This is a genomic window from Bradyrhizobium sp. LTSP857, from assembly GCF_000938285.1.
Taxonomy (GTDB): Bacteria; Pseudomonadota; Alphaproteobacteria; order Rhizobiales; family Xanthobacteraceae; genus Bradyrhizobium.
The window spans coordinates 135,203-151,701 of the sequence record NZ_JYMS01000017.1; the positions used below are offsets into that span (position 1 = coordinate 135,203).

General features: G+C 64.1%; 11 protein-coding genes. 4 read left to right on the forward strand and 7 right to left on the reverse strand.

Features of this window, described 5'->3' with window-relative positions; all coding sequences use genetic code 11:
• Nucleotides 1-43: 43 nt before the first annotated feature.
• The 3 genes from UP06_RS08745 to UP06_RS08755 all read right to left on the reverse strand — a co-directional run bounded on the left by UP06_RS08745 (nt 44) and on the right by UP06_RS08755 (nt 3,649).
• Nucleotides 44-1,393 carry a malonyl-CoA decarboxylase gene (locus UP06_RS08745; RefSeq protein ID WP_045002124.1) on the reverse strand — a complete coding sequence of 450 codons (1,350 nt, stop codon included), beginning with the start codon at nt 1,391-1,393 and terminating at the stop codon, nt 44-46.
• A gap of 240 nt (nt 1,394-1,633) precedes the next feature.
• Nucleotides 1,634-2,650 (reverse strand): methyltransferase, encoded by a 1,017-nt coding sequence (locus tag UP06_RS08750; protein ID WP_045002125.1) that lies wholly within the window; start codon nt 2,648-2,650, stop codon nt 1,634-1,636.
• 24 nt (nt 2,651-2,674) lie between these two features.
• On the reverse strand, nt 2,675-3,649 hold the full coding sequence (locus UP06_RS08755) for a Bug family tripartite tricarboxylate transporter substrate binding protein (protein ID WP_045002126.1): 975 nt from the start codon (nt 3,647-3,649) through the stop codon (nt 2,675-2,677).
• A gap of 163 nt (nt 3,650-3,812) precedes the next feature.
• Between UP06_RS08755 and UP06_RS08760 the strand changes: the two genes are divergently transcribed.
• Nucleotides 3,813-5,378 (forward strand): winged helix-turn-helix domain-containing protein, encoded by a 1,566-nt coding sequence (locus UP06_RS08760; RefSeq protein ID WP_045002254.1) that lies wholly within the window; start codon nt 3,813-3,815, stop codon nt 5,376-5,378.
• Nucleotides 5,379-5,396: 18 nt separating this feature from the next.
• On the opposite strand, the gene UP06_RS08765 is transcribed toward UP06_RS08760, so the two are convergent.
• The gene (locus UP06_RS08765) at nt 5,397-6,197 is read right to left on the reverse strand and encodes an AraC family transcriptional regulator (protein WP_045002255.1); all 801 of its coding nucleotides are present in this window, start codon (nt 6,195-6,197) and stop codon (nt 5,397-5,399) included.
• 59 nt (nt 6,198-6,256) lie between these two features.
• On the opposite strand from UP06_RS08765, the gene UP06_RS08770 reads away from it, so the two are divergent.
• Nucleotides 6,257-7,429: an MFS transporter gene (locus UP06_RS08770; RefSeq protein ID WP_045002127.1), complete on the forward strand. Its 1,173-nt coding sequence runs from the start codon at nt 6,257-6,259 to the stop codon at nt 7,427-7,429.
• A 368-nt stretch (nt 7,430-7,797) separates the two neighbouring features.
• Complete coding sequence (locus UP06_RS08775) at nt 7,798-9,771, forward strand: potassium transporter Kup (protein ID WP_082081308.1); 1,974 nt, start codon at nt 7,798-7,800, stop codon at nt 9,769-9,771.
• Here UP06_RS08775 and UP06_RS08780 read toward each other — a convergent pair.
• Together UP06_RS08780 and UP06_RS08785 are read right to left on the reverse strand one after the other, a co-directional pair.
• Nucleotides 9,768-12,926 carry an efflux RND transporter permease subunit gene (locus tag UP06_RS08780; RefSeq protein WP_045002128.1) on the reverse strand — a complete coding sequence of 1,053 codons (3,159 nt, stop codon included), beginning with the start codon at nt 12,924-12,926 and terminating at the stop codon, nt 9,768-9,770. The genes UP06_RS08775 and UP06_RS08780 overlap by 4 nt on opposite strands.
• Nucleotides 12,927-12,951: 25 nt before the next feature.
• Entirely contained in the window at nt 12,952-14,145 is a 1,194-nt protein-coding gene (locus UP06_RS08785; protein WP_045002129.1) for an efflux RND transporter periplasmic adaptor subunit, read from the reverse strand.
• A 223-nt stretch (nt 14,146-14,368) separates the two neighbouring features.
• Between UP06_RS08785 and UP06_RS08790 the strand changes: the two genes are divergently transcribed.
• A complete protein-coding gene (locus tag UP06_RS08790; RefSeq protein ID WP_045002130.1) occupies nt 14,369-15,175 on the forward strand; it encodes a transporter substrate-binding domain-containing protein in 807 nt (268 codons plus the stop codon).
• Nucleotides 15,176-15,212: 37 nt separating this feature from the next.
• On the opposite strand, the gene UP06_RS08795 is transcribed toward UP06_RS08790, so the two are convergent.
• Nucleotides 15,213-16,388 carry a beta-propeller fold lactonase family protein gene (locus tag UP06_RS08795; RefSeq protein WP_045002131.1) on the reverse strand — a complete coding sequence of 392 codons (1,176 nt, stop codon included), beginning with the start codon at nt 16,386-16,388 and terminating at the stop codon, nt 15,213-15,215.
• Nucleotides 16,389-16,499: the final 111 nt, after the last annotated feature.

The following is a 16,499-nucleotide window of genomic DNA, read 5'->3' on the forward strand; positions in this document are numbered from 1 at the left end:
CTGGATCGCCCGGTCAAGCCGGGCGATGACACTGACGTTGATGCTACGACAACCGCATGTCCAGCAGCCGCCGCCCTTCGCCCTTCAAGAGCTTCTTCACCGCGCTGGACGCCACGACCTCGCCGTCATTGGCATAGGCCTCGTGGTTCTTCTCGATGTCGTCGAGGCGATAGAGGTAGTTGACCATCACGCCGGCCGATTCCCGCACGCCCTTGGGCGAGAGGTCGCCGAGCCAGTTGATGCGCTCGAGCCGGGCGCCGTTGCCGAGATGGAAGCGGGCGACCGAATCGATCAGGCGGCCCTTCGGCGTGCGCGCCTTCAGGAAGTAGTGCGCGGCGAGCGGCTCGATCACGCTGCGCAGTTGCGCGGTCGTCTCGGGGTTCTCGAACCATTTGGGATCGTCGAGACGCTTCAGCAGCTCGCGATCCTCGTCCGAGAGCGGAACGTCCTTGTCCTGGTTCACCCATTGCATGAAGCTTGGCACCGGCGACAGCGTCACGAAGGTGTCGAGTTTCGGCGTTTCGCGGCGCAGCTCCTCGACCACCTGCTTGATCAGGAAGCTGCCGAAGGAAATGCCGCCAAGGCCGCGCTGGGTGTTGGAGATCGAATAGAACACGGCGGTGCGCGCGCGTTCGATCGGGACCGACTGGCGGTCGACCGCAAGCAACGGCGCGATCGCGCCGGGGATGGTTTCGGTCAGCGCCACCTCGACGAAAATCAGGGGTTCGTCGACCATCGCGGGATGGAAGAAAGCGTAGCAGCGGCGGTCGACCGGATCGATGCGGCGGCGCAGATCGTCCCAGTCGCTGATCTCGTGGACGGCCTCGTAGCGGATGATCTTTTCGAGGATGTTGGCCGGGGTCGACCAGTCGATCCTGCGCAGCACGAGAAACCCCCTGTTGAACCACGAAGAGAGAAGATGGGAGACGTCGCGATCGAGCGCGGCGAGATCGGTGTGCCCGTTCGTCATGCCGAGCAGGTCGGCGCGCATGTTGACGAGATCGCCGGTGCCGCCGGGCGCGCGGTTGAGACGGCGGATCAGTTCCTGCCGGCGCGGTTCCGAGGCGAAATGCAGCGAGCTCGCGTCCTCGTCGCTGGGCTGGGCGCGCCACTTTTCGATGGCCTTGGCCAGACGTTCCCGGTCCGGGCCGAAATCGCGCACCAGCGCCTCGAAGAAGGCGCGGCGTCCGGCCGCATCCAGCTCCTGGTAGACGTCGAGCACCTCACGCGCCATGGCTGTGCCGGAGGCTTCACCCCGGCCCGACAGCAGCGCGCCGCAGAGCTCGATCAGCCCGTCGGCGTCCTGTTTGGTATCGGCAGAATCGCGGCGAAGCAGCGTGCGGCCGCGCTCGGAGATCGTGGCGAGCAGATCGGAGAAGAAGGCGTTGGCCATCTGGGCTTTTCGAAACCGGGTTGTGCGCTGCGGGAAGCTTACACGGGATTTAGGCGGAAGCCGATCACAATCAAGCGGAAGAATTTGGCAACTTTAGCTGGGGCGTGCGTTTCGAGAATGCTGTTATGCCCCGCGACGGCGGGGCATCCGGCACGCCGCGCTCTGTCGCGCCGCGTCGCGAGTGGCGGCCAGTGCGTCCATGCTCCGGTCCCCGACGTCAGCGCCAGGAGAAATGCCTGCTCAATTGCCGGATCTACTGAACTGGACCAGGCTGAACGAGCCCATGCCGGTCGTCCGGACGAAAGCGAAGCCGGCCGAGCCCGCGAGCCTGCGATACTCGGCTTCCGTCCGCTCGCAGCCGCCGGGTCCTCGCAGCATGTTGAGGTCGCTCATGACGCAGGAGCGATCCCCGGGTTCCGTCGTGGCAAGCTCCGGCATGATCCGCTCGATCACGATCAGCGTCCCGCCCGGCGGCAGCGCGTCCCGGCAATTGCGCAGGATAATCCGGCAACGATCGTCATTCCAATTATGGAGAATGCTCTTCATCACGATCGTGTCGGCGCCGCTCGGGACTTTTTCAAAGAAGCTGCCGGCGACGAACCGGCAGCGGCCGGCGATACCAAGCCGGTCGAAATGTGCGCGCGCATCTGCCTCGCAACGCGCCAGATCCAGGGCAACGCCCTCAAGATGAGGGTTGTGCTGAAGCACGGCGCCGATCAATTCGCCGGTGCCGCCGCCGAGATCCATGACGAGGCGCGCGGCGGCGAAGTCGTGGGCCGCAACGATCTTTGGAACGATCGACCGCGTGAGGCTGACCATCGCAGCGTTGAACCGTCGGTTTGCGTCCGGCGCATTGCCTGACGCGGCATAACGGTCATCGCCTTCTCCGCGCAGCTGGGTCGCAGTCTTTCCGGTGCGAACCGAATCGACCAGTCCGCTCCAGGATTGCGCGAGCATCTCGCCCTCAAAGAGAACCCAGTCCTTGAAGGATGGGTCGGCGGTCTCGCCGAGTTGCCGGCCGAGATCGGTCATGGCAAACCGGTCTAGGTCTGCCTGCCTGCACAGGCCAATTGTCGTCAGGCCGACGAGCAGTCTGCGTAGCGCGCTTTCGTCGGCGGACACCAGCCGGGCAAGCTCGGCCACGGATTTCGCCTCATCGCCGATGGCCTTGGCGAGATTGAGCTTCGCCGCAGCATAGATCACCGCGGTGATGCGATGCGACTGCACGAGATCAAGCACGGATGCCGGCCCGCTCATGTATGCCTCCTGTCAATGCCGCGCTCAATCGGTCGGGACGAACCCCGTTTCCTGCACGATCGCCTTCCACCGGTCGGATTCCGATGCGATCAGCCGGGTGAAGTCTTCCATCGCGATCGTATCGGGCTCGACGGCCAGCTTTGCCATGCCGGCCCTGACCTCGTCGGTGCGCACGGCCGCCTGGATCGCGGCATTGAGCTTATCGACAATCGGCGCCGGTGTCTTCGCCGGAACGAAGAACGCAAACCATGTGAGGTCCTCGAGCGACGGATATCCGGCTTCCCGCACCGTCGGTACCTCCGGAATGAACGGGCAGCGGCGCGGTCCGGTGGTCGCCAGCGCGCGAAGATCTCCAGACTGGACAAGCCCGAGCGAGCTTCCGATCGGCATGACGGTCGCCGCAATCACGCCCTTGACCAGATCCTGAATCGCGCCACCGCCTTGATAGGGTATGTGAAGAAAATCGAAGCCCGCGCTGCGGCCCAGCATCGTACCGAGAAAATGCAGCGTGGTTCCGGCGCCCGGCGTACCGAAGGTGGCGAGCTTCGGATTGGCGCGGCACCAGGCAACGAAGTCCGCCAGCGTCTTGACGTCGGCCGGTACCTTCGGGCCGACCGTCAGCAATGTCGGGGTCGAGGCGACGGTCGACACCGGTGTGAAATCACGCGGCTGGTATCTCAGCGTCTTGTAGACATGCGGAAAGAACATCATGAAGCCGAGCGGCGAGAACAGCATGGCCGATCCGTCGGCATCGGCGTTCTTCAGCGCCTCCACCGCGATGCGACCGCCCGCGCCTGGCCGGTTCTCGACCACGATGGTTTCCGCATAGCCGCTCATCTGTCCGGCCACGAGCCGCGCCATGGCGTCCTGGAACCCGGGCGAGAAGCCTGTCAGAATGTGCGCGGTTTTTGAGAGCGGCTGTGCGAGCGCGCGCGGCGCAGGATACGTGGCGGCGAACGCGGCAGCGGCGGTCGATAACACATCACGACGCGTGATCATTGCCCGTCTCCCTGACCAGGCCCAACGTTTCCGCGGGCTCTACCTTTAGATGTATCACGTCGGGAGGCCGACGGGCCTGGTCGCCGGCTTACATTTTCCTTACCGGCAGCTTATTCTTGAACGGAAGGATTTCAGCGATCGACCGCGACTGCAGGGAAACGGCTTGCGCTATCTCTTTGAAAATTTTTCTCTCGACACCGAGCGGCGCGAGCTGCGCCGCGGAGCGGATGCGATCGCCATCGCGCCACAGGTCTTCGACCTGCTCGGCTATCTGATCGGCAACCGCGAGCGCGTCGTCAGCAAGGATGACCTGATCCGTACCATTTGGCATGGCCGCGCCGTCTCCGACGTCGCCCTGACCACGCGACTTAATGTCGCGCGCAAGGCGATCGGCGATTCCGGAGACGCGCAGCGCCTGATCAAGACCTTTCCGCGCAAGGGCATCCGCTTCGTCGCGGAGGTGCGCGAAGTGCCGACGGCTGCAACTGTCGCCGTCTTGCCGAGCCCCGCCGCAGGCAAGCCGTCGCTTGTGGTTCTTCCCTTCGCCAATCTGAGCCCGGATCCCGCGCAGGAATATTTTGTCGACGGCGTGACCGAGAGCCTGACCACGGATCTGTCGCGAATGGCCGGCATCTTCGTGATCGGCCGTAACACCGCCTTCACCTACAAGGGTACGCATGTCGATCTGAAGCAGCTCGGCCGCGAACTCGGCGTTCGCTACGCGCTCGAGGGCTCGGTGCAGCGGGCTGGACGTCGGATGCGGATCAACGTCCAGCTCATCGATGCCGGGACCGGCAATCATTTGTGGGGCGACCGCTTTGATAAACAGGTCGTCGACCTCTTCGACATGCAGGACGAGATCGGTGCCCGTCTTGCCAATCAACTCGGGACCGAGCTGGTCATGGTGGAGGCGCGGCGCGCGGCGCGGGCGCCCCATCCGGATTCGATGGACCTGTATTTTCAAGGTATGGAATATATGAATCGCGGAACGGATCCCGCAAGCCTGTCGCAGGCGCGCCCGTTCTTCGAACAGGCGCTCCGCCTGGATTCCGCGAATGTCGAAGCCATGGTGGGCATGGCTTCTGTCGATACCATGCGGGCGACCTCGACGCTGATTGACAGGACGGCGCCTCTGCAGGCGGTCGAGACGTCCTTGGCCGGCGTACTTTCCCACACGCCCAATCACGCGAGAGCGCATTGCCTGATGGGCGTCGTCCAGATTTTCACAAAGCGCGCCGCCCAGGGCATCGCCGAATGTGAGCGGGCGTTGGTGCTGGACCGGAATCTGGCCACGGCCCATGCGTGGATTGGGCTCGGTAAAAACAATCTCGGTCGGGCCGAGGAGACCGAAGCCCACGTCATTGAGGCATTCCGGCTGTCTCCCCGCGACAACAAGGCCTCTTCCTGGATGAATACGGCAGGCGTCGCGCAATCATATCTTGGCGCCGATGAGGCTGCCGTTCACTGGTTCAAGCGATCGATCGAGACCAACCGGAATATTGCGCCGTTCATGTATTTCTATCTCGCCGCCGGGCAGGCGCATCTTGGTCAGATCGAGGAAGCACGGGCCTATGTGCAGGCAGGGCTCATGCTCACTCCGAACTTCAGCATCGCCCAATTCCATGCCAGTTCGCCGTCGGATCATCCGACCTGTCTTGCGCAGCGAGTTCGCATTGCCGAGGGCTTGCGCAAGGCGGGACTTCCTGAAGAGTCAGTGTTGAGCAGGTAGGCCGCTCGCATCTGCGCCTCACCCCTTCCCAGCAAACTCCGTCGGCGTCCGACCCGTCACCTGGCGGAACGCAGCCGAAAAAGCTGGCACGCTGGCATAACCGAGCTGGGTCGCGAGCTGCTTCACCGACACACCTGCATCCGTGGATAGCCGCTGGATGGCGGCAGCAACCCTTGCGCGCTGGCACCAGCTCTTGAAGCTCAATTGTGTCTCCGTTGAGAATAGCCGCGACAGCGTCCGCGCCGAGGTTCCGACCTCGCGCGCCAGCGTGTCGATATCGTGCAGGCCGGTGGGGTCGTCGAGCACGATCATCGCCGCGCGCCGGCAGCGCGGCTCGTGCGGCAGCGGCACGAAGGTCGCGGGATCCTCGGCCTGGTGCAATTCCAGCATCACCAGGCGCACCAGCAGCTCGGTGCGCTCTTCGGTGTTGCGGGCGTCGAACAAAGCGAGGATCGCCTGATGCAGCAGCGGCGACACCCGCACCACGAACTCGCTGGTCAGGCCCTTGTAACGCTGCTCGCGCTTCAGCCAGGGCAGGTCGAAATACAGCGTGCGCATCTCGATGTCGGCGAGCACGTCGATGGCGTGCTCGAGATGGGCCGGCACCCAGACCGCGCGGTCCGGCGGCACCAGCCAGCGGCCCTTCGGCGTGGTCACCTGCATGGTGCCCTTCGCGGCATAGACCAGCTGGGCCTCGCGGTGCATGTGCGGGTCGAGCCGCAACCCCCTGGGATAGTCGCGCGCGACCAGATGCACGCCCGCGGTGGAGCGATGGTTGCCCCGGACCTCCCGGAGGATTGGCGTTTCGACGACAGTCATTGGCAGCATCCCGTCATGCGCCCGACATATAACCCATTTCGGAGCAGGAGAGGATTCGAATGAACAGCCCCAGCCGGGTCATCAGTTTCGTCAACGCAGGTCATTTCATCGACCATTATGCGATGCTGATCTTCGCCGCCGCCGTGATCATCATGGGACCGGCGCTCGGCATGGCCTATTCGGAGCTTTTGCCTTACGCGACGCCGGGTTTCATCGCCTTCGGCGCCGGCTCGCTGCTGACCGGCTGGCTCGGCGACCGCTGGAGCCGCCGCCACATGATGCTGATCTTCTTCATCGGCATCGGCTTGTCCATGATCTCGGTCGGCTTCGTGCAGACGCCGCCGCAGCTCGGCGCGGCGCTGTTCTCGATCGGCATCTTCGCTTCGATCTACCATCCCGTCGGCACCGCGATGATCGTGTCCTATGCCGACAAGCTCGGCCGCGAGATGGGACTGAACGGCGTCTGGGGCAATCTCGGCGTGGCTTCCTCGGCGCTCGTCACCGGCGTGGTCGGGCAATATTTCGGATGGCGCTTTGCCTTCATTGTCCCGGGCGTCGTCACCATCCTGATCGGTATCGCCTTTGCGATGAGCGTCGTGCACGAAGACCGCAAGGGCTCGAAGCAGGCGGCGGCGCAGGCGCGGGTGGCCAAGCAGGACATGTGGCGTGTGATCCTGTCGTTGCTGATCGTGGTCATCGCGATCTCCACCACCTTCAACGCCGTCACCGTGGCGCTGCCAAAGCTGTTCGCGGAGCGGCTCGCCGATCTCACCAAGAGCCCGGCGCTGCTCGGCGTCATCGCGGCCTGCGTCTACGTGTTCGGCGCGATGACGCAGTACACGATCGGCCGGTTGCTCGACCGCTATTCGCTGAAGGCGGTGGCGCTGCCGCTGTCCTTCATGCTGGCGCCGTTTTTGTATCTGGCCGCGAGCCTGTCTAATTTGCCGCTGATCCTGGTCTCGATCGGCGTCGTCATGGGCGCGTTCGGGCAGGTCACGGTGAACGACGCCATGGTCGGGAAATACACCAGCGAAGAATGGCGCTCGCGCGCCTACGCGGTGCGTTACTTCGTCGGCTTCACCGCGGCGGGTGCGTCGGTTGGCTTGGTCGCCTGGCTCTACGAGCAGGGCGGCTTCGTCACTATGCTGCACGCTTTCGCCGCGCTATGTCTGCTGGCTATTGCGGCGGCGATCATCCTGCCGCGCGAGATCAGGACGCCTGCGGCAGTGTGATGCCACATCGTTATTGCTTTGCTCCGCTCGTCATTCCGGGGCGCGCCGACAGGCGCGAGCCCGGAATCCATCGGGCGGCAGAGACTGCGGACAAATGGATTCCGGGCTCGTCGCTACGCGACGACCCGGAATGACGGGAGAGCTGCCCTCGCAATGACGGGGGATGAGGAGGCGCGTCGCACACGCTTTCCGATGATCCCATCTTGCCAGTGTTTTGCCCGACGGGTCAAACGCCCGCCACGCAGCTGAAAGCACAGCCTTATCAACGCCGTTCTACTGTGCATGGGGTTGTTTTCGACTTTTTTGTCCGGAGGCCCCCGGCACGCCGCTTGCATTTATTCCATGACTGTCCTCTCACCGAGGCCCGCATGGATCTGCCGTCCGATCTCCCGGTCCGGAGCCTGATCGATCGCGCCGCGACCGGCGTGGTCTACGATCCCCTTAGCGCCGCGACCGAGCATCCAAAGTTCGTCCATCACCTCGGCAGTCCCTGGTTTCTGGCGCTGACCGCGCTCGGCGTCGTCTTTGGCGACATCGGCACCAGCCCGCTCTACGCCTTCCAGGTCGCGCTCTCCGGTCTCGGCCATCCGCTGCCTGTCGCGGCCGAGGTGACCGGGATCGTCTCGCTCATTCTTTGGGCGCTGATTGCCATGGTCGCCCTGAAATACGTCGTGTTCATCCTGCGGGCGGATAATGACGGCGAGGGCGGCATTCTGGCGCTGCTGTCGCTCGTCGCCGCCGACAAGGTGGCTGATGGCGCGCGGCTTCCCATCCTCGTCCTGCTCGGCGTCATCGGCGCCTCGCTGCTCTATGGCGACGGCGTCATCACGCCCGCGATCTCCGTGCTCTCGGCCATGGAAGGCCTCAAGCTGGTCGCGCCCGACTTCGAGCATTTCATCCTGCCGGCGACGCTCGCCGTGCTGATCGGCCTGTTCGCGATCCAGCGCTATGGCGCCGGCAGCATCGGCAAACTGTTCGGACCGATCATGGTGGTCTGGTTCGCAGTGCTCGCCGTGCTCGGCGCGGTCAACGTGTGGAAGGCGCCGGCGATCCTGCTGGCGATCAATCCGCTGGAAGCCGGGCATTTCCTGCTTGCCGATCCAAAGATCTCCTTCGTGGTGATCGGCGCCGTCTTCCTCGCACTCACCGGTGGCGAAGCGCTCTATGCCGACATGGGCCATGTCGGTGCCACCGCAATCCGGCGGGCCTGGTTCGCACTGGTGTTGCCGGCGCTGGTGCTGAACTATTTTGGGCAGGGCGCGCTGGTGCTCGCCGATCCGACCGCGGCCGACAATCCCTTCTACAAGCTCGCGCCGAGCTGGGCGCTGATCCCGATGGTGATCCTGGCGACGTTCGCCACCATCATTGCCTCGCAAGCGCTGGTGTCCGGCGTGTTCTCGCTGACGCGGCAGGCGATGCAGATGGGGCTGGCGCCGCGGGCGCAGATCACGCCGACCTCCTATGACGAAGCCGGCCAGATCTATGTCCCCGCCGCCAACTGGCTCTTGATGACCGGCACGCTGCTTACGGTGATCATGTTTCGCTCGTCGGAAAACCTCGCCGCCGCCTATGGCATCGCGGTGTCCGGCACCATGCTGATCACCACGATCCTGCTCTATCACGTCGCGCGATCGCGCTGGAAATGGTCGCGCAGGCTGGCGCTGCCCGTGATTATGGTCTTCGGCGCGATCGATGCGACATTCCTGGTGTCGAACTCGCTGAAGATCGTCGAGGGCGGCTGGTTTCCGCTGGTCGTCGGCACGATCATCGCCGCGCTGATGCTGTCCTGGCGCAGGGGCTCATCCACCGTGCGCCGTCGCCTCGACGACATGTCGATGCCGCTGAAGGAGTTCCTCGGCTATGCCGACACCGCCGTGATCGGTCGTGCGCCCGGCATGGGCGTGTGGCTGACTAAAGTCGAGCATGGCGTCTCGCCGGTGCTGCTGCGCCATATCGAGCACAACCGCGTGCTGCACGAAACCGTGGTGCTGCTCACTTATGTGTCGGATCGCCGGCCACGCGTGCCGTTCGGCGAGCGGCATTCGGTGCATCGCCTCGGCCGCGGCTTCTATCGCATCCAGGTCCGGCTCGGCTTCATGCAGACGCCGGACATTCCGCTGACGCTCGACAATTGCAACAAGCTCGGCTTCGACGCCGATCTCGAGCACAAGAACTATTATCTCGCCCACGAGACCATCGTTCGCCGTGAGAGCGGATCGGCAATCGATCCGATTTCGTTCGGCATCTTCTCGTTCCTGAACCGGATCGCCAGCCGCGCGCCGGACTTCTTCAAAATCCCGCATGACGCAGTGATCGAGGTCGGCTTCCGCGTCGACGTCTAGGCTTCCGTGTGCGTCGCCGGCTTTGCGGACGGCTTCTTGCGGGACTCGAGCCAGTTCTCAAACCGCTGCACCACCACGAAGAAGGCCGGCACGAACAGCACCGCGAGGCAGGTCGAGGCCAGCATGCCCGAGAACACAGTGATGCCGATCGACTTGCGGGCGCTGGCGCCGGCGCCGGTCGCGATCACCAGCGGCACCACGCCGAGGATGAAGGCGAACGACGTCATCAGGATCGGGCGGAAGCGGGCGCGCGCGGCCTCGATCGCGGATTCCAATACGGGCTTGCCGTCGCGGCCGTGCAGCTCGAGCCCGACCTCGACGATCAGGATGGCGTTCTTGGCCGACAGCGCGATCAGCAGGATCAAGCCGATCTGGCAATACAGGTTGTTGTCGATCTTCAGGCCGTTAAGGACGAGCATCGGCCCGATCAGCGACAGCGGCACCGCAAGGATCACCGAGATCGGCGCGTACCAGCTCTCATACTGGCCGGCGAGCACGAGATAGACCAGCAGCATGGCAAGCCCGAACACCCAGTAGATCTGGTTACTGACTGCCTTCTCCTGATAGGACATCGCGGTCCATTCGAAGCCGGTGCCCGGCGGCAGCGTCTTGGCCGCGATCTCCTCCATCAGTTGCAGCGACTGGCCCGACGAATAGCCCTGCGCGGGTAGGCCAACGATCGTCGAAGATGGATAGAGATTGTAGAGGCTGATCAGCGACGGGCCGGTCACCGGCGTGATGGTGGCGACGGTGCCGATCGGGACCATGTTGCCGTCCTGGTTGCGCACCTGCATGTTGGCGATGTCGCGCTCGGTGACGCGGAACGCCGGGTCGGCCTGGGTATAGACCTGGAACACGCGGCCGAACTTGTTGAACTGGTTGACGTAGGACGAACCGAGATAGGTCGACAGCGCCGAGAACACCTGGTCCGTCGTCACGTGCAGGGTCTGGGTCTTGACGCGGTCGATCTCGATATTGAACTGCGGCACCGACGAGCGGAACGACGACGACACGCGCTGAAGCGCGCTCTGGCTCTGGGCGTTACTGACCATCGCGCCGGTGATGGCCTGTAGCTTTGCGAAATCGCTGTTGCCGTCGCGCAGCTCGACCTGCATCGAGAAGCCGGCCGCGTTGCCGATGCCCTGGATCGGCGGCGGCGGCAGCACCAGCGTGCGCGCCTCCATGATGGTCGCGACCTTGTCGTTCAGTCCGTACACCAGCGAGCGCAAATCCTCGCCGGGTCCTTTGCGCGCCTCCCAGTCCTTCAGGATGATGTAGGCGACGCCGGCATTGGCAAGGCTGGCGCTGCTGTCGAGCGCGGAGATGCCGGCGATGGTAATGACCTGGGCGACGCCCGGTGTGTCCTTGATGAGCGCGCTGGCCCTGTCGAGCACCTGCTGCGTTCGCTCGAGCGAAGCGCCATCGGGCAGTTGCACGGCGGCGATCAGATAGCCCTGGTCCTCGATCGGCAGGAAGCCGGTCGGCACCCGCGACAGGCCGTAGCCGCCGATCCCGATCAGGACCAGTGCAGCCGCGACCGAGATCGTGCTGTTCCTGCACAGCACGCCGATGAGCCGGACGTAGCCACGCTCGACGCGGTTATAGACGGCGTTGAAACCGCGATAGAAGAAGTTGCGCTGCTCCGGCGGTACCGTCGGACGCAGCCAGAGTGCGCATTGCGTCGGCTTCAACGTCGCGGCGTTGATGGCGGACAAAAGCGCGGTCGCGGCAATCACCAGCGCGAATTGCGAGTAGATGCGCCCGGTGAGGCCGGCGAGGAACGATGCCGGCAGGAACACCGAGATCAACACCAGGGTGATGCCGACGATCGGCGCGAATAGCTGGTCCATCGCCTTGATCGCGGCGTCGTGGCCGTTCATGCCCTGCTCGATATTGTGGGCGGCGCCTTCGACCACGACGATGGCGTCGTCGACGACGATGCCGATCGCGAGCACGATCGCGAACAGCGTCGACATGTTGATGGTGAAGCCGAGCGCCGCCATCGCGGCGAAGGCGCCGATGATGGTCACCGGCACCGTGGTCGCCGGCACCAGCATGGCGCGCCAGTCCTGGAGGAACACCAGGATCACGACCAGCACGAGCAAGCCTGCCTCGATCAGCGTCATGTAGACCTCGTGCACCGAGGCCTGCACGAATTTTGTGGTGTCGAACGGCGTGTCGTATTTCATGCCTTGCGGAAAGGCCTTCGCAAGCTCCGCCATCTTCTTCTCGACGGCCTGCTCGACCTGGAGCGCGTTGGCGCCGGGTGACTGGAACACGCCGATGCCGACGGCGGGCTGCTTGTTCAGCGAGAATATCTGGCTGTAGGTCTGCGCCCCCAGCTCGACCCAGCCGACATCGCGCACGCGCGTGACGTCGCCGCTGGTGCCGGTCTTGACGATGATGTTCTCGAACTGGCCGGTGTCGTCGAGCCGGCCGTTGACGTTGAGCGTGTACTGGAACGCCTGTCCCGGCGGCGTCGGCGGCGCGCCGACCTGGCCCGCCGAGACCTGCTGGCTCTGCTGCTGGATGGCCTGGATGACGTCTTGCGGCATCAATCCGCGGGCCTGGAGCTTGTTCGGATCGAGCCAGACCCGCATCGAATACTGGCCGGCGCCGAACACGGTGACGTTGCCGACGCCGGGCAGGCGGGACAGCTCGTCGCGGAGGTTGATGGTGGCGTAATTGCTGAGATACAGGCTGTCGAACGTCGAGTCGGGCGAGGTTAGCGTCACGAACAGCAGGATCGACGTCGATTTCTTCTGGACGGTGACGCCCTGGTTCTGCACCGAGGTCGGCAGCTGCGACAGCGCGCTGGAGACGCGGTTCTGCACCAGCACCTGCGCGAAGTTGAGGTCGGTGCCGATCTTGAAGGTCACCGTCAGCGTATAGGTGCCGTCGGAGGCGCTGTAGGACTGCATGTAGAGCATGTCCTCGACGCCGTTGACCTGCTGCTCTATCGGCAAGGCAACCGTGTCGATGACGGTCTTGGCGCTGGCGCCGGGATAGCGCGTGGTGACCTGCACCGTCGGCGGCACCACGTCCGGATACTGCGCGATCGCAAGATTGAACAGCGCCACGCCGCCGATCAGGATCATCAGCAGCGCGATGACGTTCGAGAGGACCGGCCGCTCGATGAAGAATTTTGAGATCATGGCCGGCGCCCCCTCACTTCGCAGTTCACTTGGCAGACGCCTGAGGCTGCTCGATCTTCGTCAGTTGCGGGTCGATCTTCTGGCCCGGGATCACGCGCAGCAGCCCCGCGATCACGACACGGTCGTCCGGCTTCAGGCCGCCTTCGATCACGCGCAGGCCGTTGTCGGCGGCGCCGATCTGCACCTTGCGCTGTTCGACCACATTGTCCTTGTTGGCCACCAGCAGATAGCGGCCGCCCTGGTCGCTGCCGAGCGCGGTGTCGGGAACGAGCAGGGCGTTCTTGTCCTGGTCGAACGGCACGCGGACCCGGACGAAATAGCCGGGCAGCAGCACCCGCTTGTCATTGGCGACAAGGCCGCGCACCGCGAGCGTCCCGGTCGATTGGTTGAGGGTCGGCGCAACGTAATCGAGGTGGCCTTCATGCGGATAGCCGGTCTCGGTCTGGAGGCCGACTTGAATCGGGAACTGCTTGAGGTCCGCCGACGTCAGTCCGCGACGTTGCGCTTCTGCCCGGATCCGCAGCACGTCCTGTTCGTTGACGGTGAAGTTCACCCAGATCGGGTCCATCGCGACGATGGTCGCGAGCTGGGTCGGGGAGGAAACGCCGACGAGCTCGCCGATCGAGACCAAGTGCGCGCTGACGATGCCGTCGAACGGCGCGCTCACCTTGGTGTAACTGTAGTTGAGCTCGGCAATCCTTGTGTTGGCCTGCGCCTGCTGGAGATTGGCCTGGGCGTTGTCGCGGGTCGACGTCGAGGTGTCCAGGGTCGCCTGCGACACGGCCTGCCGCTGAACAAGATCGACCTGCCGCTTGAAATCGGCTTCAGCCTGTTTGAGCGAAGCCTGCGCGCCGGCTTCGGCCGCCTGCGCCTGGTCGAGCTTGAGCTTGTAGGTCTCGGGCTCGATCGTGAACAGCTGGGTGCCCTGCTTGACGAAGGTGCCGTCCGTGTAGTCGATCGATTGAAGGAAGCCTTGCACGCGCGCTACGAGATCGACGCTCTTGATCGGCGCGGTGTTGCCGGTGGCCTCGACATAACGCGTCACCGGGCGTTGGATCGGCGTGGCGACATCGACCTTGGACGGCGGCGGCGCCACGAAAGTGTTCTTGTCCTCGCAGCCGGCGAGGACGGCGACGGTCGCCACGGCGGCCAGCGCCCGCCCGATCTGTCTCCACGCTCCATTATGATGTGCGGGACGGGCGAGATTGGCGCAGGTCATTCGATGGCCTCCGATTGCTGTCTGTCGGTGCAACAGGCTAGCAACAAATACGCGGCCGTGGAACACCATAGCCATGGCAGTCACCAGCCTTGACAGATTTGTCATGACAAATCGCTTTTCATCGCGCGCATGATCGACCAGAATTGCGTCAAAGGCCCGTGCGACGGGCACGAGGCCGGCGGAATGACGAAGGCAACAAGAAGAAACGTGAGGAGAACATGACATGCCAACGCCACTCCGGTCGGCCTGCGCCGGCCTCGTTCTCGCAGCAGTGCTCGCCATGCCCGCTTTAGCCGATGGTTTGAAGGACGAAATCGCGCCGACCGGCAAGCTGCGGGTCGCGATCGCGATCAGCCAGGCGGGCGGTGCGTTCTGGTCGACCAAGAGCGAAGCCGGCTATGCCGGCGTGCCGGTTGATCTCGGCAGGGAGATGGCTGCCCAGCTCGGCGTCCCCGTCGAATATGTCGTGCACCAGAATTCCGGACAGATCACCGACGCCGCATCGAAAGGCACTCTTGAAAAAGGTGCTTGGGACGTCACCTGGCTGCCCAAGGATCCTGAACGCGAGACCAAGATGATGTTTGGCCCGATCTACGAGGTCGCGGACGCCACCTACATCGTCAAGGCCGGTTCGAACGTCACCAATTTTGCCACGCTCGACCAACCCGGCATCAAGGTCGCGGCCGTCAACGCCACCACCACCATGCGCGGTGCCGTCGCGCATCTGAAGAACGCGCATGTCACGGGCTACCAGACCTATGATGAGATCTTCGGCCTGCTGAAGAACGGCGAGGTCGACGCCTTCGCGCTGTCGCGCGACCAGCTCAACAAGCTGGCGCAGAAGCTTCCGGGCACGCGGGTGCTGGACGAGACCTTCAAGAAGACAGTCACCGCCGTCGCCGTGCCGCTTGGCCATCAGCAGTCACTTGCCTTCGTCGCAAAATTCATGAATGAGGCGGTGACGAACGGCACGTTGCGCAAGGCCTATGACAATAATGGGCTGAAGGACTCGCCGATCCGGACAGAGTAGGGCGCGCGGCGCAGGGTGGCTGCGCCGCGTCCGGGCCCTATGGCTCCGCGGTTCCGATGCCTGCCGGGCTCACCTGCATCTTGAGCGTGGACGTCTTGTTCAGCGTCTTGCCGTCGAACGAGAACGCGATGAGCTCGCTCTCGACCATGCATTGGGTCAGGAGATATTTGGAGTCCTTCGACCACGCCATGCCCTGGCACCAATGGCCGATCTTTGCTTCCGCCACCGGCGCGAGCTCGGTCCCCGAGATCTTGTAGATCTTCAGCAGGCCGAAATCGTTGAAGAACGGCGAGGCCGACGGCTTGTTCGAGCCGTTCATGACGGTCACGGCGACGTAGTTGCCGTCCGGGGACATCTTCACGCCCTCAGGCGTCTGCCCGACGCTGACCGTATTGACGACGCGGATCGGCTTCGCCGTCATGTCGATCAGGCTGATCGTATCGGTGTCACCGCCGCTGGCGCCGACATTGCCGACGATTGCGGTGGCGTTCACGGTGAGATCAATGTCGTAGGGGCGCACGCCCGAATAGAGATCGCGCTTGGCGTACTCGACCTTGCTCCCATCCACCGTCAGCAGCGAGATCCGGCTGTCTCCGTCGCGGGTGACCAGCGCGGTCGCTCCATCGCGCGAGAACACGGCGTGGCTTGGGCCGGATTTGGCATCGCCGAGCTGGATCTTGCCCGCCGGCGTCAGATTGTTGCCGCTGATCGTGAAGACCGAGACCGTGCCTTCACTCCGGTTGGCAACCAGCGCCAGCGTCGCTGAACGGTTGATCGAGACGCCGGCCGCACCCGCCCCGGCCTGCAAGGTCGCAAGTACCTTGGGCGGCGAGGATTTCAGGTCGATGACGGAGAGCTTGTCGTCGGGTACCGTCTTGGTCGCATCCGCCGGATCGACCTTTATGGCGCCCGTGACCAGCGCAAACGCGCCATCGGGAGCGACCGCGACGCTTGGCGGCGGGCCGACGACGCTGGCGGGGGCCGGTATCTCGGCGAGCAGCTTCAGCGTGCCGTCGGTGAAATCGATGACGCTGACCGTGTCCGGCAGCGGCTGCTTGCGCACCACGGCATTGCCGTTCTCCAGCGCCATCTTGCCGTCATTCGCGGTAACGACGATCTCGGCATGTGCGGCGAAATTGGCCAGGCCGGCCAAGGTGGTTGCCAGCAAGGCTGATGCGGCATGGCGTGTGCGGGTGCGAAGAACGGTTTTCATGATTTCCCCCGTAAGTTTTTGTTTGGCGAAGCTAAATGCAACCGAACAGATTTCGCAATAACTCCCCGGCGATCATTTTTGCTTTGGCGCATGGAATAAATGCGCATGAAG